Raw genomic sequence first — 26,302 nt, forward strand, 5'->3', positions numbered from 1 at the left:
GATGTCCGCGTTGCTGGTAGGAAATTTTCACAGTCTGGCCACTGCCGCAAGAGTTCGTGGTTGACCAATCACGCCGCTGGGTAGCAACGGCGGTCACCGGCCGCCACGGAGGTGGTCGCGCGGTGGGAGGGGTGACCGGGTGTCCGTGCTGCGCACAAAACCAATCAAGGACGTGATGGCCCAGGGTGAGGCGGACGGCAGCGACGGCCAACTGGGGCTGAAGAGACGGCTCGGCGCGATCGACCTCACCGGCTTCGGTATCGGCATCGTGATCGGCACCGGCATCTTCACCCTCACCGGGATCGAGGCCCGGGACAGCGCCGGGCCGGGCGTGGTGATCTCCTTCGCCATCGCCGGCGTGGTGGCCCTGCTCGCCGCCCTCTGCTACGCCGAACTGGCCTCCAGCGTGCCGACCGCCGGCAGCGCCTACACCTACGCGTACGCCACGATGGGCGAGATCGTCGCCTGGATCATCGGTTGGGACCTGCTGCTGGAGTTCGCACTCGGCGCAGCAGTGGTGGCCCGAGGCTGGTCCGGCTACCTCGCCGAACTGCTCGACCTGCCGACCCGGTGGTTCGGCGAGGAGGGCAGCACGGTCAACGTGGGCGCCATCGCCATCGTGCTGATCCTCGGCATCGTGGCGATCGTCGGCATCCGGGAATCCGCCCGGATCACCAACCTGCTGGTGCTGGTCAAGGTGGCCATCTGCGTCTTCGTGGTGGTAGCCGGGCTGTTCTTCGTCAAGGCCGCGAACCTCACCCCGTTCATCCCGCCGGCCGAGCCCGCCGGAAGCGGCGACGACGGCATCAAGCAACCCGTCACGCAGGCGCTCTTCGGGCTGGAGCCGTCGGTCTTCGGCTTCGTCGGGGTGCTCAGCGCCGCCGCAGTGGTCTTCTTCGCGTACACCGGCTTCGAGGCCGTGGCCAACCTGGGCGAGGAGACGAAGAAGCCCAAGCGGGACCTCACCCTGGGTCTGCTCGGCACGCTGCTGATCTCCACAGTGCTCTACATCGGCGTCTCGCTGGTGGTGGTCGGGATGGTGCCGTACACCGAGATCGACCGGGGCGCCCCGATCGCCTCGGCCTTCGAGTCGGTCGGCGCGGGCTGGGCGGCCGTGCTGGTCTCCATCGCCGCGGTCGCGGGCCTGACCAGCGTCATCCTGGTCGACCTGGTGGCGATGGGCCGGATCGGGTTCGCCATCGCCCGGGACGGGTTGATCCCGCCCTCGATCGCGAAGGTGCACCCGCGCTGGGGCACCCCGTACCGCATCTCGGCGATCATGACGGTGGCGGTCGCGCTGCTGGCCGGCTTCCTGCCGCTGTCCGCGCTGGCCGACCTGGTCAGCATCGGCGCTCTCTGCGCGTTCGTGCTGGTGTCGGTGGCGGTGCCGATCCTGCGCCGCAAGCGCCCGGACCTGGAGCGGCCGTTCCGGGTGCCGTTCTCACCGGTGCTGCCGATCGTCTCGGCGCTTGCCTGCTTCTACCTGATGCTCAACCTGTCGGTGGAGACCTGGCTGCGGTTCCTGGCCTGGATGTTGCTCGGCGCGGTCATCTACTTCGGCTACGGCTACCGCCGCAACCGACTGGCCCAACACGAGCCCGCCGTCGCCCCGACCCCCCGCGAGCCAACCGCCGACAGCTGACCCCCCACCCCCCACCCCACCCCACCCCACCCCACCCCACCCACCCCACCCCGCGCGTTGATCATGAAGTTATTGCCATGAATGACGGCGTGTCGCCGCAATAACTTCATGATCAACGAGGCGTGGCGGCGTGGGTGCGTGGGTGCGTGGGTGCGTGGGTGGGTGGGTGGGTGGTGGTGGTGGGGTTAGTCGAAGAAGCGGGCTAGGTGGGACTGGGGGGCCGGGTTGGCGTCCGGGGGGAGGGGGGTCAGGTCGGCGAAGATCGAGGCGCCGTCGCAGCCGGCGTGCAGTGGGTACCATCGCGGCGCGCCCGGTGGCCGGAGCTGGCAGATCCCCTTGAACGTCTGCACGTCCATCAGCCGGACGTGGGTCGGGTCGGCCACCGCGTTCACATGCCCCCACCAGGGGCTCATCACGTGCAGCACGCCGCCGGGGCGGAGCACGCGATGACACTCGTCGACAAGCGGCAGGAAGTCGATCAGGTGCTCCAGGATGTGCACCGCGAAGAGGACGTCCACCGAGTTGTCCGCGAGCGGCAGTGAGCCGGACAGGTCCGCGACGGCGTCCACGCCGGGCGCCGGGTAGATGTCCAGCCCCAGGTTGCTCGACCACTGCTTGGTCGGCCCACAACCGAGGTCCACGACCACCGGCGCCCGCCCGCCGATGCCGACCCGGCACCAGACGCCGTAGACACCGGCCAGTTGCCCCACCAGGCTCCGCACCAGCCGTAGCTGGGCGGGCTCGGCCACGTCGCCGCTCAGGTGGGCCACCCCCCGGTCGAACCGCACCTCGACCGCCAGGTCCCGCAACCGATCGTCGTGGCGGACCTGGTCCGCCCACGCCTGAGCGAGGAATTCGTCGATCGCCCGCAGCCGGTCGGCCGAGGGCGGAGTCTGTGCCAAAGCGACCATTCGGGCCACCTCCCGCCGCGCGTTACCCGCAATCGCGCCCGTTATGCCCCGGTCGTCCACCGGGTCGCCTCTGCCGACGGGCCGACCGCTGGCGTGCCGGGTCAGCCGGAGAAGGTGCGGCGGCCCCCACGTATCCGCTGACGCGGTGGCGGGTCGGCGGGCTTCGGCCGCTTGAGGTGGTAGCGGTGCAGTTCGTGGTTGCCGGGTAGGGACGGGTCCTCGCTCATCGCGACCAACTCCCAGCCCTGGTCGCCAGCCCGGTTCAGGTGGGCCAGCGAGGTGTCGCCGTACGGCGTCACGTCGACCATCGAGCCGTCCGGGCCGTACCAGACGAAGACGACCTCCCAGCCGAGGTCGTTGGTCGCCGCCTGGCGGCGGCGGACCAGCAGGGCGTACTCCCACTTGAGCATGGCGTCATTCTCACCCCGCGCCGGCCCCCGGGCACGGATCAATCCTCGGCGATCCGCCCGCCGTCGACGCGGAGCCGCCGGTTCGTCTCGATGGCGGCCAGCATCCGCCGGTCGTGGGTGACCAGCAGCAGGGTGCCGGGGTAGCTGGCCAGCGCGGCCTCAAGCTGCTCGATGGCGGGCAGGTCCAGGTGGTTGGTGGGCTCGTCCAGTACCAGCAGGTTGACCCCACGGCCCTGGAGCAGGGCCAGCGCCGCCCGGGTCCGCTCACCGGGGGAGAGGGTGGCCGCCGGTCGCGGCACGTGCGCCGCACGCAGCCCGAACTTGGCCAGCAGGGTCCGCGCGTCCGCCGGCGACATGTGGGGTACGGCCGCCTCGAACGCGTCGATCAGCGGCACGTCGCCGAGGAACAGCCCGCGGGCCTGGTCCACCTCGCCGACCACCACGCCGGGCCCGAGCGAGGCGGTGCCGGAGTCCAACGGCAGCCGGCCCAGCAGCGCGGCCAACAGGGTGGACTTGCCCGAACCGTTCGCCCCGGTCACCGCCACCCGGTCCGCCCAGTCGATCTGGAGATCGATCGGACCGAGGGTGAAGCCACCCCGGCGTACCACAGCTCCGCGCAGCGTGGCCACGACGGCGCCGGCGCGGGGCGCGGCGGCGATCTCCATCCGCAGCTCCCACTCCTTGCGGGGCTCCTCGACCACGTCGAGCCGCTCGATCAGCCGATCGGTCTGCTTGGCCTTGGCGGCCTGCTTCTCGCTCGCCTCGGCGCGGAACTTGCGGCCGATCTTGTCGTTGTCGGTGGCCTTGCGGCGGGCGTTCTTCACGCCCTTCTCCATCCACCCACGCTGGGTGCGGGCCCGCGCCTCCAGCCCGGCCTTGGTGTCGGCGTACTCCTCGAATTCCGCGCGGGCGTGCCGGCGGGCCACCTCGCGCTCCTCCAGGTAGGCCGCGTAGCCGCCGCCGTAGTGGTGCACCTGCTGCTGCGCCAGGTCCAGCTCCAGCACCCGGGTCACCGTGCGGGTGAGGAACTCCCGATCGTGGCTGACCAGCACCGTGCCGGCGCGCAACCCGGTGACGAACTCCTCCAGCCGTTCCAACCCGGCCAGGTCCAGGTCGTTGGTCGGCTCGTCGAGCAGGAACACGTCGTACCGGCTGAGCAGCAGCGACGCCAGCCCGGCCCGGGCCGCCTGGCCGCCGGAGAGCCCGGTCGTCGGATGATCCAGGTCGACCGCGAGCCCCAGGTCGGCACTCACCTGCTCGGCGCGTTCGTCCAGGTCCGCGCCGCCCAGGGCGAGCCAGCGCTCCAGCGCGTCGCCGTACGCGTCGTCGGCACCGGCCGCCCCTGCGGTCAGCGCCTCGGTAGCCGCGTCCAACGCCGCCTGCGCGGCGGTCACCCCGGTCCTGCGGGCCAGGAAGTCCCGTACCGTCTCGCCCGGTCGCCGTTCCGGCTCCTGCGGCAGGTGTCCGACGCTCGCGGTGGGCGGGCTGAGCCGCACGCTGCCGGCCTCGACCGGCAACAACCCGGCGAGGGTACGCAGCAGCGTCGACTTGCCGGCCCCGTTCGGCCCGACCAGCCCGACCACGTCGCCGGGGGCGACCACCAGGTCCAATCCGGCGAAGAGCGGGCGGTCGCCGTGCCCGGCGGCCAGGTCCTTGACGATCATCGTGGCGCTCATCAGGACGGCAGCCTATCCGGCCCCGCGCATACGACCGGCCGGCAGCGGGCAGACTCAACGACGTGGTGACCACACTGGCGATCGACTGTGGCGGCGGGGGCATCAAGGCGTCCGTGCTCGACGAGGCGGGAACGATGCGGGCCCGACCGTTGCGGGTGCCGACCCCGTACCCGTTGCCGCCCGCGTTGTTTGTCCGGACCCTGGTGGATCTGGGCGGACGCCTGCCAACGGCGGACCGGCTCACGGTCGGCGTACCCGGGATGATCCGGCACGGAGTGGTCGTGAGCACGCCGCACTACGTGACCCGCAGCGGCCCGCGCAGCCGGGTCGACCCGGACCTGCAAGCCGAGTGGTCCGGCTGGGACGCGCGCGGCGCGTTGGCCGACGCGTTCGGGGTGCCGGCGCTGGTGCTCAACGACGCCGAGGTGCACGGCGCCGGAGTGGTCGCCGGCACCGGCTGTGAGCTGGTACTCACCCTGGGGACGGGGCTGGGCAGCGCGCTCTTCGACGGCGGTGTGCTCGCACCGCACCTGGAGCTGTCGCACGCGCCGGTGCGCTGGGGGACCACCTACGACACGTACGTCGGCGAGCCGGAACGGCGGCGGCTCGGCGACGCCTTCTGGTCCCGTCGGATCCGGCAGGTGGTGGACGGGCTCCGCCCGGTGTTCCGCTGGGACCGGCTCTACCTGGGCGGGGGCAACTCCCGGCTGATCCGGCCCGAGCAACTGGCCCGGATGGGCGACGACGTGGTGGTGGTGCCGAACACCGCCGGAATTGTCGGCGGTGTCCGCGCCTGGGAACTCGCCGCCGGACGCCGGAACGCCCGCACCTGACCCGTCGGCACCCGTCGGCGGCGTTGGCGGCGTTCGGCACCCGTTGGCGGCGTTCGGCGGCCGGAAGTGACCCGATCTCGACCGCGGGAACAGTCGCCAAACGGCCGGTGTTGTGCCAGCGTCGGAACAGGTGACGGTGCGACCCGAGGAGGTGGCAGATGGATCTTCTGGCGGACTACCGGCGGGCGACCATGTTCTTCGAAACCGGTGACCCCAGCGGAGCGGCCCGACTGCTGGAGCCGATCATCGACGCCGAGCCCGGCAACGCGGCCGTCCGGCAGTTGCTGGCCCGGGCGTACTTCCAGTCGGCCCAGCTCAACCGGGCCGAGGAGCACCTGCGCGAGCTGATCGAGCGGGATCCGAGCGACCACTACGCGCACCACGTGCTCGGTCGGACGCTGGAACGGCTGAACCGACACACCGACGCGCTGCGGCACCTGCGGATCGCCGCCGCGATGTACGCGGCCAACGACGACTACCGGACGGCGCTGGAGCGGGTGGAGACCCGACTGGGCGGCCGGCGCTGAGCGTGCGGCGTTACGTGGCAGGGGCGGTCCTTCGGGGCCGCCCCTTCCGTCGCCCGGCGGCCGGCCATCGTCTGGGCCCGCCGCAGGCCGGCCAGGGGCTTCGGCACACGCCCTAGGATGGCGGACATGGGACCTGACCGGCCGAGGGCTGCGGCATGAAGCTCAAGCTGGACCTGCACGAGATCTTCAACAAGGGCCAGGACATCGACCGCGCGTTGCGCGGGATCATGGACGAGGCGGTGGCGAAGAAGGCCACCCTCGTCGAGATCATCCCCGGCAAGGGGTCCGGCCAGCTCAAGAAGCGGGTGCTGCGGTTCCTCGACCAGAAGGACGTCAAGCAGCTCTACCACCGCGTGGAGAAGGACTCGAAGAACTTCGGCCGCCTCTTCGTGCACTTCCGCTGGAAGTAGCGACGGCATCTCTGTCGGGTGATCTGCGACAGGCTCCAGCGATCTAGCGGCGGCAGATCGCTCGCGCTGGTGGGTCATGCTGAGGGAACCAGGGCAGCGGCCGATTGGAGTAGGACCATGACGATGTTCTGGCTCTGGACCGCAGTGGGCGGCGTAGCTCTGCTGCTTGTCGTTACGTCGACCGTTGTCATTGTGCGACGTCGCCGGGTGGCCCGCGCATCGTTCACCCGTGACCCCGTCATGCGGAACGCACAGCGAGCCATGGCCGAGATGCAAGACCATCATCGGCGTTCCAACAAGGGCACGATCCGGGGTGAAGGGCGCGGTGGGGACGCGAAGACAATGTCTGACGCCGCATTCGGATCGGACACCTCCACCGGAGCCTAATCGGGTCGACGCCACCCACGATCCGGCGCATCGACCTGCTCGGATCAGCCCGCTGAGATGTCGCAGCAGCGAAGCACTTGTCCGTCTGCCTTCGCCTAGATCAATACCGCTGGAAACAGCGACGCCACCGCTTCTGACCTCAGGCGTCGATATCAGCGACCATCGTGTCCGCGTCCTCGAACGACTCGACCGTGCGGAACCCTTCCGCGGCGTACAGCCTCGCAGCGAAGTTCGCCCGCTCCACGCTCAGCGACACCGTGCGGATGCCACGGTCTCGTGCGGCGTCCAGAACAGCGCGCAAAAGCGCCCGGCCCACACCCCGCCCCCTTGAGGTTTCCACCACCCCGATAGTCAGCTCTGGCACGTCGTCACTCACGTACCCGTAGCCCGGATCAGCGACGGTCAGGTATCGGAACCAGGCCGCGCCGACTGGCCGATCAGCCGGGTCCACCGCAACCAGGCCAAAATCGTTTGGCTGCATCCACCCGGTGACATAGTGAGCCAGCGCGGGATTCGCCAGGATCTGCTCGCGAGACCAGTTGCGCTCAGGCAGCCAGTTCACGGCCTCCACGAGCATGTCAACCAGGAAATCGGAATCAGCCGAGGTGGCTGCGCGGATGCCGAGGTCGGTCACCGACGAAGCCTCGCACACGGCTCGGACCAGGTCAGCCCTGTGGGCGCTGTGCCCAGAAGAGGGCGTGCCCGCTGCTGCCTTCCGGGACGAGATCCTCGGCGGTGATCGTCAGCCCCGCCTGTCGCAGCCACGAGCGGTAACCAGCGGCGTCGGCGTGGCTCCACCACATGGTGGCGGGGCCATCGAGCCAGTTGTCCTCGGTGCCTGTCCAGGCGGTGTTGCCCACGGTGGTGAGCAGCCAGCCGCCGGGGCGTAACCAGGTGGCGATGCTCTTGATGAGCTGCGGCTGGTCGGCCAGGGGCATGTGGATGAAGGCGTACAGGCACACCACGGCGTCGAACGAGGCCGGCGGCAGGTCGAGCCGGGTGGCGTCGGCGCGGAGAAAGGTGCCGTCGGGCACCAGGCGACGCGCCCGCCCAATCTGCACGTCGCTGATGTCAACGCCTGTGACGTGGTGTCCCGCGTTGGCGAGGGAGCGGGCGACCGGCACCCCACAGCCGCACCCGAGGTCGAGGACTGCTGCTGAGGCAGGTAGGCGCTGGTGTAGGCCGGCGAGCCAGGGAGCGTACCGACCGTCGTCAGCGTCGTCGGATCGATAGTGGTAGGAGAGCGCGTCGTAGCCGCGTCGGACCATGTCGCGCTCATCGCTCCTGCTCATTCCGGGAACGCTACGAGGCTCGGTGCCGCTTGCCGACTCATTGATCGCGGTACGGCTTCGTCCTGCCAGCGGTAGAGGTCGCGCAGCAGGGAAATCTCGGCGCCGTGATGGATCAGTTCCCTGTTGATGTGCAGGACGATGCCTTCCATGGGAAACCGCTCGGGACCTACCGTGGGCGGATTTTCCAGGTCGGCGTCCGAGAGTTCGCGGACCCCCGCGTTCCACCTCCCGTACATCTCATCGAGCTGTTTCAGCGCCTCGTCAGCGGTCCCCGCGTAGGCGAATGTCTGGGAGTCGACGTCCTGGCCGCCGAAGTGCCATCCGACCCGATAGCCCAGGCAATCGACGATGATGTGCGCCAGCCGCCAGGCAATCGTGGTCACCGGCGCCGGCACCGGGGCGAGGGACGCGAAGTCCATCGTCCATTCCCCCGAACCTGCCGACATCGGCGCGGTCGACGTGCCACGTGGGCGGATGCTCCAGCAGCCATGCACCGGCTCCCAGAAATACTCCTCATCGGCAAGACCGTCCAGCCGTGGTCGCAGGTTCTTGTGCCAGTGCCGGTCCAGCTGGTCCGCGATCCGCTCGCTCCTCGTCATTTCCGCACGGTACCTACAGCGGAGACCTTCCTGTGACCCTCGCGGACGCCGTCGCCGACCGTGGGCTGCCGGCGCATCAAGCCGCTGTGCCGTGAAGGGTGTCGACGGTATTCGGTGACCCATAGGGTGTCCTGATGTCGACGGTGAACCTGCGGCGATCGGCGCGGGCGGTCGTCGTCGATGAGGACGACCGCGTTCTGCTGCTCCGACTAGCCATTCCCGACCCGGCTGGCACGATCGCCGTGTGGATCACTCCCGGGGGTGGCGTCGAAGACGGTGAGACGCCACTGGCCGCCCTGCGGCGAGAGTTGCGCGAAGAGGTCGGTCTTGCTCTCGGCGTCGATCCGCCTCAGGTTTGGCGACAGGAGATAGTCGCCGCCGGCTTCGCACCCGGCCACGACGGCGTCGTGAACGACTACTTCCTCGTTCGGACCGCGTCGTTCACGCCGCGGGGTGCGATGAGCGATGAGGAGCTCGCCGCCGAGCACGTCATCGGCTGGCGCTGGTGGTCGCTGTCAGAGATCAGGGAACACCGCGGTCCGGAACTGTTCTCGCCCCGCGACCTCGCCACACCGTTGGCCGCGTTGATCGCTGACGGAGTACCACCCCAACCCGTCGCGCTCGGCCTCTAAACCGAGGGCGCGTCGAGCATCGAAGCGGTCAGTTACTTTCTCGGGGCATTGCGCGACTCGTCGCTGCTTACCGCTGGCGGTCGTGATCTTTTGCCGTCCCAGCCGCCGGCCGGTGGCTGGGGAGACATGCTGCGGGTGTTGGCTGGTGTCTTGCCCGACATGCCGAGTGTGGTCGTCCTCGACGAACTGCCGTGGATCTCTGAGCAGGACCCGACGTTCGACGGACACCTGCAGGTCGCCTGGGATCGGCTCATCTCCAGCAGGCCAGTGCTGATGCTGCTGCTCGGCAGTGATCTGCACATAATGCAGCGGTTCACCGAGTACGACCGACCCTTTTACTGCAGGGCCACGAACATGGTCCTCGGCCCGTTCAATCTTGCCGAAACCGCCGCCGTGACCGGGTTGAGCGGCGCGGACGCGATCGATGCACACCTGATCACCGGTGGCTTGCCGGGTATCGCTCTGGAGTGGTCCCCGGGAACGCCCCCGGTCGATTTCCTGAGTCAGGAGATCTCCAACAAGACTTCGGCGTTGTTCACCGTCCCCGAGCAGTCCCTGGCATCGGAGTTTCCCGCCCCCGACACTGCCCGCCGCATCTTGGAAGCTGTCGGTGGAGCGGGTAGCCGCACGTTCAGCAACATCGCCGCTGCCGCCGGGGACCGCGGCGGCCCGGTCAGTTCCGGCACGCTGTCCCCGCTGCTTCACCGGCTCGTCGAGGAGAAACAGATCCTCGCTGTCGACAAGCCGCTGTCCACCAAGCCCAGCAAACTGGCTCAGTACCGGATCGCTGACAGTAATCTGCGCCTGTACCTGGCCATCATGCGCGATGTGCATCAACTGGTTCTGCGCGATCGGTCAGCGGCCGCTCGCGCCATCCTCGATAGTCGGTGGTCGAGTTGGCGGGGTAACGCCGTCGAGCCGATCATCCGCGATGCGCTCGCCATCTCCGCCGGTGCCGGAGTTCTGCCCTGGGCTGACGCGTGGGAAGTCGGTGGTTGGTGGAACCGGCAATCCAACCCGGAGATCGATCTGGTCGGAGCCGACCGCGCTCCGATCGCCTCCCGCATCGCGTTCGCCGGCTCCATCGAGTGGCAGGACGGCCCGTTCGACCGGCACCACCTCGACGAACTCCGGCGCCACGCCCCGCTAATCCCGGGTTTTCAGCCCGGCACCAGCGGCCTGGTCGTCGTCAGCCGCTCCGGAGCTGACCTCCCGGACGGGGCCGTGGACCTTGTCTGGGGACCCGACGACATCCTCCAGGCATGGTCCGCCTGAGGTTGTCGAGCGGTGCCGGGCGCCCGGGGTGGAGCATCAGGCGGGTGGTGCCTGCTGGCGGCGCCGGCGCTCGATGTCCTGCTGGACCTCGGGATCCCACAGGGACGCGTTCCAGTCCTCCGGCTGCGTCTCGATGTCGAGCGCCAACCGGGCGGGCTGGCTCCCCACCTGTCCCGGCCGAGCTTCGTCCACCCACTGTGGCGCGGTGCCCGTACCGGTGGCGTCGTTCTGGTCTGCGGGGGTGGACGGCTCAGCGAGCCGGCGGGTGGCTCTGCCGTGGGTGATCAGGGCGCCGATGCCGAGCAGGATCGCGGCGGCCGCCCGGACGACGTGAAAGGCGGTCGGGGTCTTCACCGGCAGGAGGTACGACAGGAAGAGGAGCAGAGCACCCGCTCCGATCGCCCAGTGCCGCACCGTCGCGGCAGCGATCGAATGGGCGTCGATGACGCGCTTGGTGACATTCGACCAGGTGAGGAAGGCGGCGAAGAGGGCCAGCGGCCCGGCGATCGACAGGACGTCGATGACGTCTCCGCTCGGCAGCGTCAGCAGGTCGGCGGTGATCGCGGCGCGGATCAACGAGAGCCCTGCGAAGACCGCCGCCAGCGTCACCAGCACCCACTGGGCTGCTTGCCAGTGCGCGGGTGGCCGGGGTGGCGTCGCCACGCCGCCGAGGCAGGTGTGTCCCTGCCCAGGATGGTCGAGTTGGCTCCCGCAGTTCGAGCAGTTCACGCTGCACCGTCCCCCGTGCTGGCTTGTCGCGACGCGCCAGGCTAACAGCGCTGTCGAGGCGCCGGGGGCAGCTGTGTGGAGCGTCAGCCCGCGAGGGCTTCGGCGCGGGCGGCGTGACCGGTCGGGCGGCGGGACCAGCACTGTGGGCGCTGGCGGACGGCGAGATCCAGGGCCTGATGGTCGGACTCGATCATTTCCCGGGCTATTCGACGCGCCATTTCCAGGCGGTCGACGTGCATGTCAAGATCCGTCGGGCCGGCGCCTGCCATCTCGAACTCCTTGTCAGTGTTCGAACTAGTCGCATCATGCGTCACGCCGAGAATCGTCACCATTCCCCGATCGGTGGAAAGCTTCCGCCGTACGGCTCGGGGCCGCGTATCCCGGTTGCGCCGATGGTAGCGGTGGCCGCGCCACGCCGCGCGGAACTGCGGATACCTCACTTGCCTGCGGTTTGTACATTGCACGGTGCGCGGATCGGGGGCGCGACAAGTCCGGTGAGGGATCTTCGTTACGGGAGGACCGCCGTGCAGAATTCGAGCAGGATCGACCCCTTGTTCGTCGCCGTCCAAGCAGAGTCGATCACCCGTGCGGATGTCGCCGGGCTCGCCGCGGGGCGGCTGGCCGCCGTTCGGGTGCCGGGGATGCTCTCCGCGGCCCGCTGTCAGGTGATCACCGCTGCCCTCGCCAACGCGCCGATGGACCGCTACGACGAGAGTCGGGTCTTTCCCGTCGTCGCCAAGTTCGGCCCGGCCATCAACGACCACCGGTCCGGCGGTGAGCTCCGCGAGGACTACTGGGACGCCGCCCGCGCGGCCGAGAAGTGCTGGTCGACGCTGGGTCTGTCGGATTCGCCCCGGGAGCTGTGCCTGGCCGCGTTCCGAGACGCCTGGCCGGACGTCGCACCCGGGCGGCGGCAGCGTCGGGAGATGCACGTCGGCATCGTCCGCGAGATCAACGCGGGGCTCCAGGTGCACTTCGACGACGCGGTCCGGGAGTACGCGGGCCGGCTGCTCGACGGCGAGGTGGTGGCGCAGTTGGCGTTCAACATCTACATCCGGGTGCCGCCGGCCGGTGGGGAGACCGTGTTGTGGCGGCGGCGCTGGCAGCCCGACGACGAGGCGCTGCGGGTTCCCGGCGGGTACGGCTTCCAGGAGGCGGTGGTCGCCGACACGCAGTCGTTGACGTTGCGCCCCACCCTCGGGGAGGGCTTTCTGTTTGATCCGCGGCACTATCACACGGTGCGTCAGGCGTCGGATGGCCGACGGATCTCCATAGGATGTTTCGTCGGGCTCACCGACGATGGTCGACTGGCCCTCTGGTCGTAGTGAAGGGCGTTTCCCCATGGTGGACAGAAGCGACGTCGAGGCGGCCGCGGCCCTTGTCCAGGGGCGGGTCCGGGAAACCCCGGTCATCGCTGTCGACGGTGCCGATCTGGGTGTGCCCGGGCAGCTCAGCCTCAAGTTGGAGTTGCACCAGCACACCGGCTCGTTCAAGCCGCGTGGCGCGTTCAACCGGATGCTCCAGGGGTCGTTGCCCTCGGCCGGGGTTATCGCCGCATCGGGTGGCAACCATGGTCTCGCCGTCGCGTACGCGGCCCGGTCGCTGGGCGTGCCGGCGGAGGTCTTCGTGCCGGTCACCGCGTCGCCGGTGAAGGTGCAGCGGTTGGCCGGGCTGGGCGCCCAGGTGCGCCAGGTGGGCCAGCACTACGCCGAGGCGTTGGCGGCGAGCACCCAGCGGGCCGGGGAGACCGGCGCGTTGGTCGTGCACGCGTACGACCAGCCGGAGGTGGTGGCCGGTCAGGGCACGGTCGGCCGGGAGCTGGAACGGCAGGTGGACGGGATCGACACCGTGCTGGTGGCGGTCGGTGGTGGCGGGTTGGTGTCCGGTATCGCCAGTTGGTTCGGCGGGTCGGTACGCGTCGTCGCGGTCGAGCCCGAGCAGATCCCCACCCTGCACTCGGCTCTCAAGGCGGGCCGGCCGGTGGACATCGAGGTGGGTGGCATCGCCACCGATTCGCTGGGTGCCCGGCGGATCGGCGAGATCGCCTTCGACACCGCCCGCCGGACCGCTGTGGTGTCCGTGCTGGTCCGGGACGAGGATCTGATGCGGGCGCGCCGGTTGCTCTGGTCGGAGCTGCGGGTCGCGGCCGAGTTGGGTGGTGCCGCCGCGCTGGCCGCGCTTGTCGGTGGCGCGTACGTGCCGCAGCCGGGGGAGCGGGTCGCAGTGATCATCTGTGGTGGCAACACCGACCCGAGTGACCTGGGCCCGGTCGCGCCGCACTGACCGTTCAGGCGCCGTCCCGCAGCCGGCGCAGCGCGTGCTCCACCTGGAGGGTGTCCAGGTGGGTGTCTCCGAGGAGTCGCCGACGGTCGGCCAGCAACTGTTCGTACACCTCGATCGCCGTGTCGACCTGCTCCTCCAGCAGCAGCACCAGGCCCAGGGTGGACCGGATGGCGAGCACCTCGCTGCGGTCGGCGTGCCGGGGTTCCACGGTGGCCAAGGTGGCCCGCAGTTCGGCTTCCGCCTCGGCGAGCCGGCCCTGCGCCTGCATGCAACGGGCCAGCGTGTGCCGGGCCTGCCAGGTCTCCGGTTGGTTGAGCGGCCACAACCGGTAGCGGACCTCCAGGATGGCGTGCAGCATCTCCTCGGCCTCGGGCGACCGTTGTTGGGCGAGCACCGCCAGCGCCAGGCTGTGCCGCACGATCATGGTGTCCCAGTGTTCCGGGCCGCGGACCTGGTCCTCGGCGGCGACGATCTGCCGCAGCTCCAACTCGGCCTCCGGCCACTGGCGCTGCGCCATGATCGCCTTGGTGAGCTTGTGCCGGCTGGCGAGGGTGTCGGCGTCGTCGCTGCCCAGCACCCTGGTGCGGTCCGCGATCACCTCGCGGAGCACCCGGTCGGCCATCTCCGGCTGGTTGCGCTCCAGCCAGGTGCGGCCCAACTCGTGACGCAGCGCCAGGATCTGCGGCCGGTCCAGGTCGTGGTCGTACGCGGCACAACCGCGCACGATCGGGTCGAGGATGTCGAAGGCCGACCCGGGTAGGCCGATCGCGATGAGGTAGCGGGCGGTGAGTCGGGTCAGCTCCAGCGCCCGGCGTACCGTTTCGGGGTCGTGCTTGTGTTTCTGCGGCACCAGGTATTCCCGCACGGCCTCGACCAGGTGTGGCACCAGCACGTCCCAGTTGGTCCAGGCCGCCGAGTCGTCCGGGTTCTGCCCCTCGGTGGCGGCGAGCAGCAGCTTCATGACCAGCTTGTGGTATTCGGCGATCTGCTCGCGGACCTCGTCGCGGTCGCGGAACATGGCGTGCACGAGTGGGTGCAGCGACAGCACGTGCGCGAACGCCGGGTCGGTGACCTCCTCCCGGACGTCGAAGTCGACAAGGGCGAGGTTGCCGATGCCCTCCAGCACCTTGACCCGCTGCCGGCCGGTGAGCCCTTTGAAGAGTGGCGACTCGGCCAGGATGGCCGGCTTGAGCACCACCTCGTAGGGCACCGGGGAGATGCTCAGACAGGCCAGCACGTTGAGCAGTGGTCGGCTCTGTTGGAGCTGGCGGCGGGCCAGCAGGTCCAGTGAGATGTCGTCGACCTCGCGGACGATCTCCAGGCCGAGGGACTCGTCGAGGTCGACGTCGGCGGCGTCGCGCGGTGAGCGGAACCGGCGCTGCACGGCCACCCGGTAGTCGGCGAAGGTGGTGATGGTGGATGAGCCGCGCCAGACCGGGCTGGCGTTCACCGACCGCAGGTAGTTACCGGCGGCGCGCAGGGCGAGGGGCAACCCGCCCAGCTCCCGGGCGAGCTCTCGGGCGTCGGCCAGGCCCCCGGCCTGGGCGCCGGCCCGGTCGATGAGCACCTGCGCGCCGGCGTCGGCGTCGAGCGGGCGCACCTGGTGCAGCCTCGACCAGGTGCCCCAGGTGCCCCAGGTGGCCCGGTTGCCATCCCGGCTGGTCACGATGACGGTGCCGTCGTCGGCCTCCGGGCTGCGTAGCCAGCCGGTGCCGTCGGCGAGCACCCCGTCGGTGGGGCCCAGGGTGGCGGGCTCGTCCGCGCTGTCGAAGATCAACAGCCAGGGCTGCGCGGCCTGGTTGAGGTAGCGCCACACCAGGTCGGTTGCGCTGATCATGCCGGCCCAGGCCTGGTCGACCTGGGTCTCCGACGCACCGAGTTGGCTGACCACCTCCCGCATTCCGGAGTTGAGCCGCCCGGCCTGCACCCACCAGACCGTCCGGCCGTCGGCCCGGGCCCGGCGGGCGATCTCCAACGCGACGTGGCTCTTGCCGGAGCCGCCCATTCCGCACAGGATGTGCACCGACGGCTGGCCATCGGCGACCTCCCCCGGTCGCACGATCTCGTCGATCAGGTCGTCGCGCCCGTGCAACGGGCTGTCCAGTCGTCCGAGTGGTGGATCGACGGAGACGCGACTCGGCCTGTCGTACGCCGGCCGAGGCACGCCGCCATCCTCGGGTGGAACGTCCGCAGTCAATGCGGTCCCCCTTCGGTGGCGAATTCGAAATGGGCCGGCGGCGAAAGATCCTGTCCATCTGGTGGACAGTCGGAGGGATTGCCGCCCGCGCCATGTCGACCGCAAGCGTATCCATCCCCGTGCTGGGTTGCACACTCTCCGTTTAGGCCGCCCGACTGACCGGAATCGGTGCCAGAATTCCCAATTCGCGGTTGATTCCAGCCGATCCGCCGTGCGCGACGCTGGACAGGTGCATCCACGATGGACGCATGAACTGGTCGCCAATCCAGGACGTCGTCGACTGGGGTTCCGTACCGGATTGGTTCGGGGCGGTCGGCTCCATCGCCAGCGTGCTCTTCGTCTACCTCGGATTGCGGCGGGAAATTCGGTCTCGCCGCAACGACGATCTGCGAATCCGCGCCACCCAGGCCCGGTTGGTCTCGGCGGTGGCCGAGATTCGCGGCACCTCGGTGTTGCGGGTAGCCGTGGCCAACGAGAGCGACGCCCCGGTGCTGGACGTGGTGGTGCTGACTCGACTCGTCCCGTCCGACGACCCGGACGGCCCGCCGGTCGGGCTGGCCGCGGCGAAACAGGTCCGTCGGATACCGGGCCGCGACTCGCACGACCTCTTCGTCACCGTCGCGGCGGAGCACCGGCTACGCACGGCCGACACCGTCCTGGTGGACCTCACCTTCACCGACCACGACGGTAATCGCTGGCACCGGGTCGGTGCCGGCCAGCCAGAGCCGGCGGGCTGACCGGAAGACGTGCAACGGTGGTCCGGCGGGAAGGTCCGCTCCACCGGACCACCGTTTCGCTCAGATGGGGTAGGTGCGGGCGACGGCGAGCATCTCCGAGCTGTGCGACCCGACGACGCCGACGGCCGGTGGCCGGGGGCGGAAGCCGGGCAGCGCGTCCAACCCGTCACTGGCGTCCATCACCCGCAGCGCCACCTGCCCGGCGATGGGCCGCAGGGTCAACGTGACCTCGACACCCTCGGCCGGCGGGGCGTGGAAGACCAGCCCGAAACCCCACTTCCCGGCCCGGGGCTCCACCGGCACCGACCGCCCCGCCACCTCGGCGCGCAGCACGGTCGCGGTCGACGTGTCGACGTGCAGGGTGGTGAGCCGGACCGCCCGCTGCGGGGTGAGCCGCACCCGCAGGGTGCGTTCACCGCCGGCGGTGGCGTCGGCCACCACCTCCAGCTTCGGCGCCGGCAGGTTCGCCGCCTGCGCCGGGCCGGCCCGCAGCTCCCCGCCGCCGAGCCCGGGGAACTCGTCGCCGACGTCGGTCACCCCGTCCACGTAGCCGTCCGTCCACGGCTGCGGGTCGCTCTCGTGGCTGAGCCAACGGGCCTGGCCGGTGTCGGCGTCCATGGCGTACATCAGGTGGGTGGGCGCGGGGTGGGCGGCGTCGAACCGGTCGACACCCAGCCCGACCCCGGCGAGCACCACCGCCGCCACGGCGGCCGCGCCGGCCGGCAGCACCGCGAGTCGTCGGGCCCGCAGCGCGACCAGGCCGCGCTGGCCGCCGGCCTGCGGGTGCAGCAGGTCCACCACCGGCAGGGCGGTCAGGCCGAGCAGCACCGCGACCAGCGCGGCCACCCCGCCCATGGCCATCCCCAGCGCGGGGAAGAGCAGCACCACGGTGGGCAGCAGGATGACCACACCCACGGCCGCGGCGGCCGTCACCGCCACCACCGGCCACGGTCCGGTCTGCCGGGTACGCAGCGCGACCAGCCCGCCGAGGGCACCGGCCAGCGCCGGCAGGGTGGTGAGGTACGCCCCACCCGGCACCGCCACGGCGAGCAGCACCCCGAGCAGGGCCAGCCAGGCCAGCCCGCCGACGGCGAGCGCGGCCGGGCCGATCCGGCGGCGGGTCAGCGCGTACCAGGTGAACAGGATGGCGGTGGCGAGCGCCAGGACGGCCAGCCGGTACCAGATCGGTCGGTACGGGTCGAGCAGCTCCGCGTACCCCGGTCGGATCCTGGTGATCGCCAGCCACAGCAGTTGGGCGGCGACCGGCGCGACCACGATCGGCACCAGGCCCAGCGCGAAGCCGGCGGTCAGCCGGCCGGTGCTGGCCCGGCCGCTCCGGCGGGTCAGCCAGCCCAGGGCGGCCACCGCGGCCACCGCGAGCAGGGCCAGCGGGAGGGTGAGCCAGCCCGGGTAACGGACCAGCCCACCGGGGACGGGGAAGTAGGTGGCGTCGTGCCCGGAGCGCAGGTCGGTCAGGTCGGTGCCACCGAACGCCCGGGCCAGGCCCAACGCGTTGTCCCCGTGCTGCTGGAGGCTGCCCCGGTCCATGGCGGCCGGAGTGTCCAACGGCGTGTGGTAGATCGCCCCACCGTCGATGTACGCCGAGTTCAGCCCGACGAACTTGCGATCGGGGAAGGCGGTGAAGTCGGTGTCGTTGGGCAGCGCACGGTAGATCTCCACCGCGAACGAGGTGCCGACCGGGTGCGGGGCGGCCCGGCCGAAGATGTCCACCAGCTTCGCGTTGTTCCGGGACGTCTCGAACATGATCACCGGCCCGGTGGAGCCCCGCGCCTCCAGGTTGAGCACCACACCGCCGTCGGCGGCCAGCGGGTGGCTGGCGGCGAACGCGGACGCGCCGCAGAGGCACGCCTCCTCGGCGTCGGTCAGCACGAAGACGATGTCGTTGCGCGGCCGGGGGCCGGTGGTCAGCGCGCGGGCCACCTCCAGGATGGTCGACGTGCCGGCCGCGTCGTCGTTGCCGCCCGGCCCGGTCTGCACCGAGTCGTAGTGGGCGACCAGGAAGACCCGCCCCGTCGAGTCGGTGCCGGGCAGCCGGGCCACCACGTTGCGGACCCGGGCAAGCGTCGCCCCGCCCGCCGCCCCGCTGAGCTGACCGGCCTCCGGTGCCACGGTGTCCTGCACCTGGGTCTCCAGGCCCAGCCCCCGCAACTGCTGCTCGAGGTGCGCTTGGACCTGCTCGTTGGCCGGGCTGCCGGCCACGTGCGACCGGGCGGCGATCACCTGGACGTCCTCGTACGCCCGGCCGGCGCTGAACGCGCCCACCGGCGCGTCGGCCGGCTTCGGGGCCGGGGTGCGCAGGTCGAGGAGACTGCCGGCGCCGACCGCGGCCAGCGCGACCAGAGCCGCCGCGGCGGCCACGAGCCGCCGACGCGGCCGGGTCAGCGCGCGGTCGGCAGGGGGTACGCCGGGAATCGGACGAGGCGGCTTGCCCGTCGTGGCCGGGGTGGTGGGTGCGCCCACGGGAACTCCTCGGGGGTGGTGGGGCCTGGGGTGGGATCATCCTGCCCGGCAGCGGCCACGGATGGGATGGCCGGTCCGCACCGCGTCCACCAGCCGCCCGGTTTGTCATCGGGCGGGCAGTGATGCGGCCCATCCCCGCCCGCGCCGAAGGCATCGTGTTGTGTGCGACCGTTGTCTAATACAGGATCAGCAGGGCACTCGAAAGGAGCCCGACATCACCAGCGACTTCCCGCGTCTCGCGGCGGTGACCCGGCCGCACCGGGGGGCCGGCTTGGCCGGTTCCCCAGTTGTGCCGTACCCGCACGGTGGCCTGGCGCGGCACGCCAACCTGCCGCCGGGTGAGCGGTTGCGGGTGCTGCTGGTGGAGGACGACGAGGGCGACGCCTTCCTGGTCGGTGAGCTGTTGGCCGAGACGAACTCGATGATCGACCTGCTGGTCGCCACCAGCCTCCGGGAGGCGCGGCAGCGGATCAGCGACGTCGACTGCGTCCTGCTCGACCTGGGCCTGCCCGACGCGCAGGGGCTGGACGGGCTGCGCCAGGTGCTGGAGATGTCCAGCGGCGCCGCGGTCTGCGTGCTGACCGGCCGCACGGACGAGCACCTGGGCGTCGTGGCGGTCGCCGAGGGTGCACAGGACTACCTGGTCAAGGGCCAGGTGGACGGGGTGCTGCTGACCCGGGCGCTGCGCTACGCCGTGGAGCGTAAGCGCGCCGACGAGAACGCCCGCCGGTTGCGCGAGGTCGAGCTGCGCCAGGCCGAGTCGGCCCGGCTCGAACGCGGCCTGCTGCCCCAACCGTTGATGACGACCGACCAGGTGGCGGTGCACACCTTCTACCGGCCCGGCCGGCACGCCGCGTTGATCGGCGGGGACTTCTTCGACGTGGTGCAGACCCACCCGGACCGCCTCGACCTGATCGTCGGCGACGTCTGCGGGCACGGGGTGGACGAGGCCGCGCTCGGGGTCGAGCTGCGGGTGGCCTGGCGCGCCCTGGTGCTCGCCCGAGTGCCGGACGACGAGGTGCTGCCCGCCCTGGAGCAGGTGCTGATGAGTGAGCGCCGCCTCCAGGAGATCTTCGCGACGGTGGCCACCGTCAGACTGGACCTGGACGCCAACCGGGCCACCGTCCGACTGGCCGGGCACCCGCCACCGCTGCTGCTCTCCGGCGGCCGGGTCGTCCCGGTGCCCGCGCCCGGCGGCCTGCTGCTGGGCGTACGCCCGCGCCGGCCGATCGCCTACGACCTGGAGTTCGACACCGATGACTGGTCCCTGCTGATGTACACCGACGGCCTGATCGAGGGTCGGGTGGGTGCCGGCAACGAACGGCTCGACGTGCCGGGCCTCAGTGGGTTGCTGGGCGAGCCGGCCAACCGTTCGGTGTCGCTGCCCGAGCTGCCGGCCTGGCTGGTCGGCCGGGCCGAGCGGCTCAACGGTGGCCCGCTCGCCGACGACGTGGCCATGCTGCTGGTGAGCCGGGGTGGTGGCCGGTGAAGCCGGTTATCGGCGGCTGGAGTCTGCGCCGCCGGGTGATCACCCTGCTCGCCGTCGTGGGCGTGTTGCTGATCGGCCTGGCCGCCGCGGAGGCGGCGATGGCCGCCCGCAACCGCACCCAGATCGACGCCGTCCTGAACGAGACCGGCCCGCTGCGGGTGCAGTCGCAGGAGCTGCTCAACGCGCTGCTCGACCAGGAGACGGCGATCCGTGGGTACGCGGTCAGCGGCGACCCGGACGACCTGAACCCTTACCGGGAGGGGCTGGAGCAGGAGAAGAGCGTCGTCGTCTCGATGCGGACGCTGCTCGACAACTACCCACAGATCGACCAGGAGCTGCGGACCGTCGAGGAGCGAGTCACGGGGTGGCGGCAGTCGGTCGCGGAGCCGGTGATCACCACCACCGAGCAGAATGGCACAAGCGCCGGCCAGGCGTTGGTCACCGAAGCGGCCCGGCAACAGTTCGACGAGGTGCGCTCGGCGGTGAACGACCTCCAGGAGGAGGTCCTGGCCGCCCGGGAGCAGACCGCCAACGACGTGCGTACCAGCAGCAACGTGCTGGTCGTCCTGCTGATCGTCGCCGCCCTGGTGGTGGTCGTGGCCGGTGCTGTGCTGCTGCTCTCACTGGACCGGATGGTGGTCCGGCCGCTGACCGGCCTGGCCACCCAGGTGCGCGAGGTCGCCGAGGGCGACTACCAGCACCGCATCGCCACCGTCGGCCCGCCGGAGTTCATCCGGCTCGGCGAGGACGTGGACGCGATGCGGCAGAAGATCGCCGCCGACCTGGCCGAGGTCCGGGCCGCCCGCGAGCGGATCGAGTGGGTCAACAGTCAGCTCCAGAAGCAGGCCGAGGAGCTGACCCGGTCCAACCGTGACCTGGAGCAGTTCGCGTACGTCGCCTCACACGATCTGCAGGAGCCGCTGCGTAAGGTCGCCAGCTTCTGCCAGCTGCTCCAGCGCCGTTACGCCGGGCAGCTCGACGAGCGGGCCGACCAGTACATCGCCTTCGCGGTGGACGGCGCGCAACGGATGCAGCGGCTGATCAACGACCTGCTCGCGTTCTCCCGGATCGGGCGGCTCACCACCGGCTTCGTCGAGGTCGACCTCAACAAGGTGATGGGCGACGTGGCCGGCCAGACCGAGGCTGCCCGGCAGTACGCGGACGCCGAGCTGACCTGGACCGAGCTTCCGGTGATCTCGGGTGAGGAACCGCTGCTCACCAACCTGCTGGCCAACCTGGTCAGCAACTCGATCAAGTTCCGCCGGCCGGACGTGCCGTCGAAGGTGCACGTGTCGGCCCGGTTGGTGGGCGCCGAGTGGGAGATCAGCTGTCAGGACAACGGCATCGGGATCGAGCCGGAGTTCGCCGACAAGATCTTTGTGATCTTCCAGCGGTTGCACTCCAAGGACGCGTACCCGGGCACCGGCATCGGGCTGGCGATCGTCAAGAAGATCGTCGAGTACCACGGCGGTCGCGTCTGGGTGGACACCGACGTGCCGGAGGGCACCGCGATCCGGTTCACCCTGCCGGCGCTCCCCGGGGACGTCGCGGCGGCTGCCGCTGCCGATTCCGCGGTGGAGCCGAACGCCCCGATCGTGGGCGACATGCCGCCCTCGACCGAGGCTCCGGCAGCGCTGACCGAGCAGGCCGGCGAGTCGGACCAGCCGGACCGGGCCGACCAGGCGCCGGAAAGCGGTAGAACGGGTGACATGAGGGAGACGGTGGGATGACCGCGCCGGCGGATGGCAACAGCCCGATCGAGGTCCTGCTCGTGGAGGACGACCCGGGTGACGTGCTGATGACCCAGGAGGCTTTCGAGGAGCACAAGCTGCGTAATCGGCTGACCGTCGTCTCCGACGGGGCCGAGGCGCTCGCCTACCTGCGGCGTGAGGGCCAGTACGCGGACGCGGTGGCGCCCGACCTGATCCTGCTCGACCTCAACCTTCCCCGGCGGGACGGCCGGGAGGTGCTGGAAGAGATCAAGAACGACCCGGAACTGCGTCGGATCCCGGTGGTGGTGCTCACCACCTCCCAGGCCGACGAGGACATCCTGCGCAGCTACCAGCTGCACGCCAACGCCTACGTGACGAAGCCTGTGGACTTCGAGCGCTTCATCTCGGTGGTCCGTCAGATCGACGAGTTCTTCGTCAGCGTGGTCAAGCTGCCGCCGCGTGGCTGACACCCTGCTGGACGACGTTGGCGACCTCCTCTGGGAGGCCGCCGACCAGGTCGTGCTGCCACTGTTCCGCAAGCTCGACGACGATGACGTGTCGGAGAAGGCGCCCGGCGAGGTGGTCACCGTCGCCGACCGCCGGGCCGAGGAGCTGCTCTCGGCAGGGTTGCGGCGACTGCGGCCGGGCTCGATGGTGGTCGGGGAGGAGGGTGTCGCCGACGATCCGGGGTTGCTGCGGCACCTGCGCGACGGCGGCGACGTCTGGCTGGTCGACCCGGTCGACGGCACCGCCAACTTCGCCGCCGGTCGTCGGCCGTTCGCCCTGATGGTGTCGCTGCTGAGCGACGGGCGGCCGACCGCCGGCTGGATCCTCGACCCGCTCGCCGACACCCTCGCCGCCGGCTCGGCGGACGACGGCACCCTGCTCAACGGTCGGCCGGTGGACAGCGCCGGCTCGGTGCCGCCGCTCGGTGAGCTGCGCGGCGCGGCGATGACCCGGTTCCTGCCGGCGGAGACCCGCGACCGGGTCCGCGCCGGCGGTCGGCGGCTCGGTGAGCTGCTGCCCGGCCAGCACTGCGCCGGTCGGGAATACCTGGACATCCTCACCGGCGAGCAGCAGTTCGTCCTCTTCTGGCGCACCCTGCCGTGGGACCACGCCCCGGGCACCCTGCTGGTCCGTGCCGCCGGGGGTGTCGCCCGCCGGTTCGACGGCGTCGACTACCACCCCGCCGACGACGGCCACGGTCTGCTCGTCGCGGCCAACGAGCAGGTCTGGTCCGAGGTGCACGACGCTCTCCTCAGCACCTGATCCGCGCGCTGCGCGACCGGGTCGGGACGCTCCGTCGAGATCGGAGCAGCCTGCGGGTCAGGGGGCTGGTCACCGGCCCACAGTCCGGTATCGTGACCGGCGGTCTCCGCCAGCAGGCCGCCGACCGGCGCCGCCGTGCAGTGTTCATCGGGAGGCCGGCGGTCGACGGAAGGACGCTTTCGTGCCCAGGACCAGGCTCAGCCCGCGGCTCGGTCGCCGCGCTCTGTTCGCCGTGCTCGCCGCCGTCGCGTTGGTGCTCGGCGGTGCTGCCGTGCCCGCCTACGCGGAGCCGGGCGAGGGCGGCAGCAAGAAGCTGCAGGACGCGCTGGAGCTGACCGCCAAGGGCCACATCGAGGCCAAGGCCAAACTGGACAACTCCAAGCGTCGCCAGACGGCGCTGACCGGTGAGCTGACGGCGCTGGAGGGTCGGCTGGTCGGGCTCCGCAGCCAGGTGGGCGAGGTGGCCGCCCAGTCGTACCGGGTGGGTCGGCTGAGCGCGGTCTCGATGCTGCTCAACACCGCCACGCCGGAGGCGTTCCTGGAACGCGCGGGCGACCTCGACCTGATGGCCCAACGGGACAGCAAGCGGCTTCGTGACCTCACCGAAGCCCGGCAGCAGGCACAGCAGGCCAAGGTCGCCATCGACGCCGAGGTCCGCGAGCAGCAGAAGCAACTCGCCGTGATGGCGAAGAAGAAGAAGGAAGCCGAGGAGGCGCTCGCCGAGGTCAGCTCCGGCGGCAGCAACGGTTTCAGCGGCGGCAGCTCCACTTCGGCGAAGCCGGCGCCGCGCAACTCCGACGGGTCCTGGCCGTCGGAGTCCTGCTCGGTGAAGGACCCGACCACCTCCGGATGCATCACCCCGCGCACCCTCAACGCGCTCAAGCAGACCCAGGCGGCCGGCTACAAGCGGCACGTCTCCTGCAAGCGCAGCGGCGGCGGCGGCGAGCACCCGAAGGGCCGGGCCTGCGACTTCTCGGCCGCCACGAACGGCTTCGAGGACAAGAACGCGACGGGCGGCGACAAGTCGTACGGTGACAGCCTGGCCGCCTGGCACGTGCGCAACGCCGACCGTCTGGGCGTGCTCTACGTGATCTGGTACCGGCAGATCTGGCATCCCGGCACCGGGTGGCGCTCGTACAGTGGTAGCGGCAGTCCGGCGGCCTCCCACACGAACCATGTTCATCTCTCGATGTACTGACCCGAAGCACCAGCTTCGCTGCGTACCATCGCGACGATGAGCTCCCCACCGTCCGACGTAGCGGCCCCGCCGGTTTCCCCGGCCCTGCCCGGGCCGGTCACCGGCCGGGCGCTGCCCAACGGCTTGGCCGCCTTCCTGGTCTTCTTCTCCAGCGGTGCCGTGCTGGTGCTGGAGACCGTCGCGCTGCGCCTGGTCGGCCCGTACGTCGGGGTGACCCTCCAGGTGACCAGCTCGGTGATCGGCATCGCGCTGGCCGCGATCGCGTACGGGGCGTGGTCCGGCGGCTGGCTGGCCGACCGGCGCAACCCGCGGGGCCTGCTGGCGCCGGCGTTGGTGCTGGCCGGCATCGCCACCGCGATCACCCTGCCCGTCGTCCGGTACGCCGGCGAGGTGCTGCGGGGTGGAGCGGCCAGCGGCATCCTGCTGCTGGTCGCGCTTGCGGTCTTCGTGCCAGCGGCGCTGTTGGCCGCGGTCACCCCGTTGGTCGTGAAACTCCAGCTCGCCGACCTGCGCCGCACCGGCCAGGTGGTTGGTCGACTCTCCGGGATCGGCACCCTGGGTGGCATCACCGCAACCCTGCTGACCGGGTTCGTGCTGGTCGCCGCCCTGCGCAGCACCGTCATCCTGCTGACCCTGGCGCTGGCGCTCGGGTTGGTCGGCATCGGCCTCGGGTGGTACCTGCGCCGGCAGGAGCCCACCGAGCTACCCGGTCCGGCCCGGGCCCGGGCCGCGCTGGCCGTACTCGGCCTGGCCGGGGCGGGGCTGACCACCGTGGCGCCCAACCCGTGCGACATCGAGACGGCGTACCACTGCGCCCGGGTCACCTCGGATCCCGCCCGGCCCAGCGGGCGGACGCTGCTACTCAACTCCGCCCAGCACTCGTACGTGGACCTCGCCGACCCGAAACACCTGGAGTACGCCTACACGAAGTGGATCGGCGCGGTCGCCGACGTCGCCGCGCCGGCCGGTCAGCGCCTGGACGCGCTGCACCTGGGCGGCGGTGGGTTCACCGTGCCGCGTTACCTGACCGCCACCCGACCGGGCACCGACAACCTGGTGTTCGAGATCGACGGCGGGCTGGTCGAGCTGGGCGAGCAGGAGTTGGGCGTACGGCCGGGGCCGGAGCTGCGGGCGGTGGTGGGTGACGCTCGGATGCTCGTCGCCGGTGAGCCGACCGACAGCCGTGACCTGGTGGTCGGTGACGCGTTCGGGCACCTGGTGGTGCCCTGGCACCTGTCCACCCGGGAGATGGCCGCCGACGTCCGACGGGTGGCCCGTCCCGGCGGGGTGTACGTGCAGAACGTCATCGACTACCCGCCGCTGCGGTTCATCCGCGCCGAGCTGGCCACGGTGGCCGTCGAGTTCGGGCACGTCGCGGTGATCGCGCCGCCGGAGGCGCTCGCCGAGGAGCAGGGCGCCAACTTCCTCATCGTCGGGTCCGACGCTCCGCTGCCGCTGGAAGCCGTCCGTGCCCGGCTGGCCGAGGTGGACCCGAGGGCCAGCCTGCTGTCCGGCGCGGCGCTGACGGACTTCGTGGGCGGGGCGATGGTGTTGACCGACGACTACGCCCCGGTGGACCAACTGCTGGCCACCGCCTGAACGGGTGACAATCC

At 70.9% G+C, this 26,302-nt stretch carries 25 protein-coding genes; 15 read left to right on the forward strand and 10 right to left on the reverse strand.

The genetic code is table 11. The features are described from left to right. Window positions 1-139 precede the first annotated feature (139 nt). Window positions 140-1,642, forward strand: coding sequence for an amino acid permease (locus ACLQ3B_RS16080; protein WP_425781461.1), 1,503 nt, complete (start codon window positions 140-142; stop codon window positions 1,640-1,642). 185 nt (window positions 1,643-1,827) lie between these two features. On the opposite strand, the gene ACLQ3B_RS16085 is transcribed toward ACLQ3B_RS16080, so the two are convergent. The 3 genes from ACLQ3B_RS16085 to ACLQ3B_RS16095 form a co-directional block, all read right to left on the reverse strand. Continuing rightward, window positions 1,828-2,553, reverse strand: coding sequence for a methyltransferase domain-containing protein (locus ACLQ3B_RS16085; protein WP_425781463.1), 726 nt, complete (start codon window positions 2,551-2,553; stop codon window positions 1,828-1,830). A gap of 101 nt (window positions 2,554-2,654) precedes the next feature. Next, a complete protein-coding gene (locus ACLQ3B_RS16090) occupies window positions 2,655-2,963 on the reverse strand; it encodes a hypothetical protein (RefSeq protein WP_425781465.1) in 309 nt (102 codons plus the stop codon). Between the two features lie 38 nt (window positions 2,964-3,001). Next, on the reverse strand, window positions 3,002-4,639 hold the full coding sequence (locus tag ACLQ3B_RS16095; protein WP_425781467.1) for an ABC-F family ATP-binding cassette domain-containing protein: 1,638 nt from the start codon (window positions 4,637-4,639) through the stop codon (window positions 3,002-3,004). Window positions 4,640-4,701: 62 nt separating this feature from the next. On the opposite strand from ACLQ3B_RS16095, the gene ACLQ3B_RS16100 reads away from it, so the two are divergent. The 3 genes from ACLQ3B_RS16100 to ACLQ3B_RS16110 all read left to right on the forward strand — a co-directional run bounded on the left by ACLQ3B_RS16100 (window position 4,702) and on the right by ACLQ3B_RS16110 (window position 6,409). Then, on the forward strand, window positions 4,702-5,472 hold the full coding sequence (locus tag ACLQ3B_RS16100) for an ROK family protein (protein ID WP_425781469.1): 771 nt from the start codon (window positions 4,702-4,704) through the stop codon (window positions 5,470-5,472). Window positions 5,473-5,630: 158 nt separating this feature from the next. Next, window positions 5,631-5,999 (forward strand): tetratricopeptide repeat protein, encoded by a 369-nt coding sequence (locus tag ACLQ3B_RS16105; protein ID WP_354973982.1) that lies wholly within the window; start codon window positions 5,631-5,633, stop codon window positions 5,997-5,999. 155 nt (window positions 6,000-6,154) lie between these two features. Beyond that, complete coding sequence (locus ACLQ3B_RS16110) at window positions 6,155-6,409, forward strand: Smr/MutS family protein (protein WP_007465523.1); 255 nt, start codon at window positions 6,155-6,157, stop codon at window positions 6,407-6,409. Window positions 6,410-6,935: 526 nt separating this feature from the next. On the opposite strand, the gene ACLQ3B_RS16115 is transcribed toward ACLQ3B_RS16110, so the two are convergent. Genes ACLQ3B_RS16115 through ACLQ3B_RS16125 form a run of 3 tightly spaced genes read right to left on the reverse strand, consistent with a single transcriptional unit; the run spans window position 6,936 to window position 8,687 of the window. Continuing rightward, a complete protein-coding gene (locus ACLQ3B_RS16115; RefSeq protein ID WP_425781471.1) occupies window positions 6,936-7,430 on the reverse strand; it encodes a GNAT family N-acetyltransferase in 495 nt (164 codons plus the stop codon). A gap of 31 nt (window positions 7,431-7,461) precedes the next feature. Next, window positions 7,462-8,088: a class I SAM-dependent methyltransferase gene (locus ACLQ3B_RS16120; protein ID WP_425781473.1), complete on the reverse strand. Its 627-nt coding sequence runs from the start codon at window positions 8,086-8,088 to the stop codon at window positions 7,462-7,464. Beyond that, a complete protein-coding gene (locus tag ACLQ3B_RS16125) occupies window positions 8,085-8,687 on the reverse strand; it encodes a DinB family protein (RefSeq protein WP_425781475.1) in 603 nt (200 codons plus the stop codon). The genes ACLQ3B_RS16120 and ACLQ3B_RS16125 overlap by 4 nt, the downstream gene beginning before the upstream one ends. A 134-nt stretch (window positions 8,688-8,821) precedes the next feature. Here ACLQ3B_RS16125 and ACLQ3B_RS16130 point away from each other — a divergent pair, with 134 nt between their 5' ends. Together ACLQ3B_RS16130 and ACLQ3B_RS16135 are read left to right on the forward strand one after the other, a co-directional pair. After that, window positions 8,822-9,319, forward strand: coding sequence for an NUDIX hydrolase (locus tag ACLQ3B_RS16130; protein WP_425781477.1), 498 nt, complete (start codon window positions 8,822-8,824; stop codon window positions 9,317-9,319). Window positions 9,320-9,445: 126 nt separating this feature from the next. After that, window positions 9,446-10,594 carry an ATP-binding protein gene (locus tag ACLQ3B_RS16135; RefSeq protein ID WP_425781479.1) on the forward strand — a complete coding sequence of 383 codons (1,149 nt, stop codon included), beginning with the start codon at window positions 9,446-9,448 and terminating at the stop codon, window positions 10,592-10,594. A gap of 36 nt (window positions 10,595-10,630) precedes the next feature. Here the strand turns inward: ACLQ3B_RS16135 and ACLQ3B_RS16140 are convergent, their stop codons facing one another. Continuing rightward, window positions 10,631-11,257 (reverse strand): hypothetical protein, encoded by a 627-nt coding sequence (locus tag ACLQ3B_RS16140; protein ID WP_425781481.1) that lies wholly within the window; start codon window positions 11,255-11,257, stop codon window positions 10,631-10,633. A 149-nt stretch (window positions 11,258-11,406) separates the two neighbouring features. Next, entirely contained in the window at window positions 11,407-11,655 is a 249-nt protein-coding gene (locus ACLQ3B_RS16145) for a hypothetical protein (protein WP_425781482.1), read from the reverse strand. Window positions 11,656-11,847: 192 nt separating this feature from the next. On the opposite strand from ACLQ3B_RS16145, the gene ACLQ3B_RS16150 reads away from it, so the two are divergent. Both ACLQ3B_RS16150 and ACLQ3B_RS16155 read left to right on the forward strand, forming a co-directional pair. After that, entirely contained in the window at window positions 11,848-12,648 is an 801-nt protein-coding gene (locus ACLQ3B_RS16150; RefSeq protein ID WP_425781484.1) for an L-gamma-glutamyl-L-propargylglycine hydroxylase BesE, read from the forward strand. A gap of 16 nt (window positions 12,649-12,664) precedes the next feature. Beyond that, window positions 12,665-13,606: a threonine/serine dehydratase gene (locus ACLQ3B_RS16155; RefSeq protein ID WP_425781486.1), complete on the forward strand. Its 942-nt coding sequence runs from the start codon at window positions 12,665-12,667 to the stop codon at window positions 13,604-13,606. A 4-nt stretch (window positions 13,607-13,610) separates the two neighbouring features. Here ACLQ3B_RS16155 and ACLQ3B_RS16160 read toward each other — a convergent pair whose 3' ends face one another. After that, window positions 13,611-15,770 carry a tetratricopeptide repeat protein gene (locus ACLQ3B_RS16160; protein ID WP_425781488.1) on the reverse strand — a complete coding sequence of 720 codons (2,160 nt, stop codon included), beginning with the start codon at window positions 15,768-15,770 and terminating at the stop codon, window positions 13,611-13,613. 281 nt (window positions 15,771-16,051) lie between these two features. Between ACLQ3B_RS16160 and ACLQ3B_RS16165 the strand changes: the two genes are divergently transcribed. Further along, window positions 16,052-16,540 carry a hypothetical protein gene (locus ACLQ3B_RS16165; RefSeq protein ID WP_425781490.1) on the forward strand — a complete coding sequence of 163 codons (489 nt, stop codon included), beginning with the start codon at window positions 16,052-16,054 and terminating at the stop codon, window positions 16,538-16,540. A 60-nt stretch (window positions 16,541-16,600) separates the two neighbouring features. On the opposite strand, the gene ACLQ3B_RS16170 is transcribed toward ACLQ3B_RS16165, so the two are convergent. Continuing rightward, window positions 16,601-19,021, reverse strand: a complete 2,421-nt coding sequence (locus tag ACLQ3B_RS16170; RefSeq protein ID WP_425781492.1) for a M28 family peptidase — start codon at window positions 19,019-19,021, stop codon at window positions 16,601-16,603. 289 nt (window positions 19,022-19,310) lie between these two features. Here ACLQ3B_RS16170 and ACLQ3B_RS16175 point away from each other — a divergent pair, with 289 nt between their 5' ends. The 6 genes from ACLQ3B_RS16175 to ACLQ3B_RS16200 all read left to right on the forward strand — a co-directional run bounded on the left by ACLQ3B_RS16175 (window position 19,311) and on the right by ACLQ3B_RS16200 (window position 26,288). After that, window positions 19,311-20,510 (forward strand): PP2C family protein-serine/threonine phosphatase, encoded by a 1,200-nt coding sequence (locus ACLQ3B_RS16175; protein ID WP_425781710.1) that lies wholly within the window; start codon window positions 19,311-19,313, stop codon window positions 20,508-20,510. Continuing rightward, window positions 20,507-22,240: a sensor histidine kinase gene (locus ACLQ3B_RS16180; protein WP_425781494.1), complete on the forward strand. Its 1,734-nt coding sequence runs from the start codon at window positions 20,507-20,509 to the stop codon at window positions 22,238-22,240. Before ACLQ3B_RS16175 ends, ACLQ3B_RS16180 begins: the two co-directional genes overlap by 4 nt. Then, the gene (locus ACLQ3B_RS16185) at window positions 22,237-22,689 is read left to right on the forward strand and encodes a response regulator (protein WP_357305351.1); all 453 of its coding nucleotides are present in this window, start codon (window positions 22,237-22,239) and stop codon (window positions 22,687-22,689) included. The genes ACLQ3B_RS16180 and ACLQ3B_RS16185 overlap by 4 nt, the downstream gene beginning before the upstream one ends. Continuing rightward, window positions 22,682-23,491 carry an inositol monophosphatase family protein gene (locus ACLQ3B_RS16190; RefSeq protein ID WP_425781496.1) on the forward strand — a complete coding sequence of 270 codons (810 nt, stop codon included), beginning with the start codon at window positions 22,682-22,684 and terminating at the stop codon, window positions 23,489-23,491. Before ACLQ3B_RS16185 ends, ACLQ3B_RS16190 begins: the two co-directional genes overlap by 8 nt. A gap of 181 nt (window positions 23,492-23,672) precedes the next feature. Next, a complete protein-coding gene (locus ACLQ3B_RS16195; RefSeq protein ID WP_425781498.1) occupies window positions 23,673-24,689 on the forward strand; it encodes a coiled-coil domain-containing protein in 1,017 nt (338 codons plus the stop codon). 36 nt (window positions 24,690-24,725) lie between these two features. Beyond that, window positions 24,726-26,288 (forward strand): fused MFS/spermidine synthase, encoded by a 1,563-nt coding sequence (locus ACLQ3B_RS16200; protein ID WP_425781500.1) that lies wholly within the window; start codon window positions 24,726-24,728, stop codon window positions 26,286-26,288. The last annotated feature ends 14 nt before the right edge of the window (window positions 26,289-26,302 follow it).

This window comes from Micromonospora sp. DT53, assembly GCF_049841535.1.
Lineage (GTDB): Bacteria > Actinomycetota > Actinomycetes > Mycobacteriales > Micromonosporaceae > Micromonospora.

Excerpts from the sequence above, each read along its gene's own strand:
- ACLQ3B_RS16085 (WP_425781463.1), bottom strand. The coding sequence starts at position 2,553 with ATGGTCGCTTTGGCACAGACTCCGCCCTCGGCCGACCGGCTGCGGGCG.
- ACLQ3B_RS16090 (WP_425781465.1), bottom strand. The coding sequence starts at position 2,963 with ATGCTCAAGTGGGAGTACGCCCTGCTGGTCCGCCGCCGCCAGGCGGCG.
- ACLQ3B_RS16095 (WP_425781467.1), bottom strand. The coding sequence starts at position 4,639 with ATGAGCGCCACGATGATCGTCAAGGACCTGGCCGCCGGGCACGGCGAC.
- ACLQ3B_RS16105 (WP_354973982.1), top strand. The coding sequence starts at position 5,631 with ATGGATCTTCTGGCGGACTACCGGCGGGCGACCATGTTCTTCGAAACC.
- ACLQ3B_RS16110 (WP_007465523.1), top strand. The coding sequence starts at position 6,155 with ATGAAGCTCAAGCTGGACCTGCACGAGATCTTCAACAAGGGCCAGGAC.
- ACLQ3B_RS16120 (WP_425781473.1), bottom strand. The coding sequence starts at position 8,088 with ATGAGCAGGAGCGATGAGCGCGACATGGTCCGACGCGGCTACGACGCG.
- ACLQ3B_RS16125 (WP_425781475.1), bottom strand. The coding sequence starts at position 8,687 with ATGACGAGGAGCGAGCGGATCGCGGACCAGCTGGACCGGCACTGGCAC.
- ACLQ3B_RS16130 (WP_425781477.1), top strand. The coding sequence starts at position 8,822 with ATGTCGACGGTGAACCTGCGGCGATCGGCGCGGGCGGTCGTCGTCGAT.
- ACLQ3B_RS16135 (WP_425781479.1), top strand. The coding sequence starts at position 9,446 with ATGCTGCGGGTGTTGGCTGGTGTCTTGCCCGACATGCCGAGTGTGGTC.
- ACLQ3B_RS16145 (WP_425781482.1), bottom strand. The coding sequence starts at position 11,655 with ATGGTGACGATTCTCGGCGTGACGCATGATGCGACTAGTTCGAACACT.
- ACLQ3B_RS16155 (WP_425781486.1), top strand. The coding sequence starts at position 12,665 with ATGGTGGACAGAAGCGACGTCGAGGCGGCCGCGGCCCTTGTCCAGGGG.
- ACLQ3B_RS16165 (WP_425781490.1), top strand. The coding sequence starts at position 16,052 with ATGAACTGGTCGCCAATCCAGGACGTCGTCGACTGGGGTTCCGTACCG.
- ACLQ3B_RS16185 (WP_357305351.1), top strand. The coding sequence starts at position 22,237 with ATGACCGCGCCGGCGGATGGCAACAGCCCGATCGAGGTCCTGCTCGTG.
- ACLQ3B_RS16200 (WP_425781500.1), top strand. The coding sequence starts at position 24,726 with ATGAGCTCCCCACCGTCCGACGTAGCGGCCCCGCCGGTTTCCCCGGCC.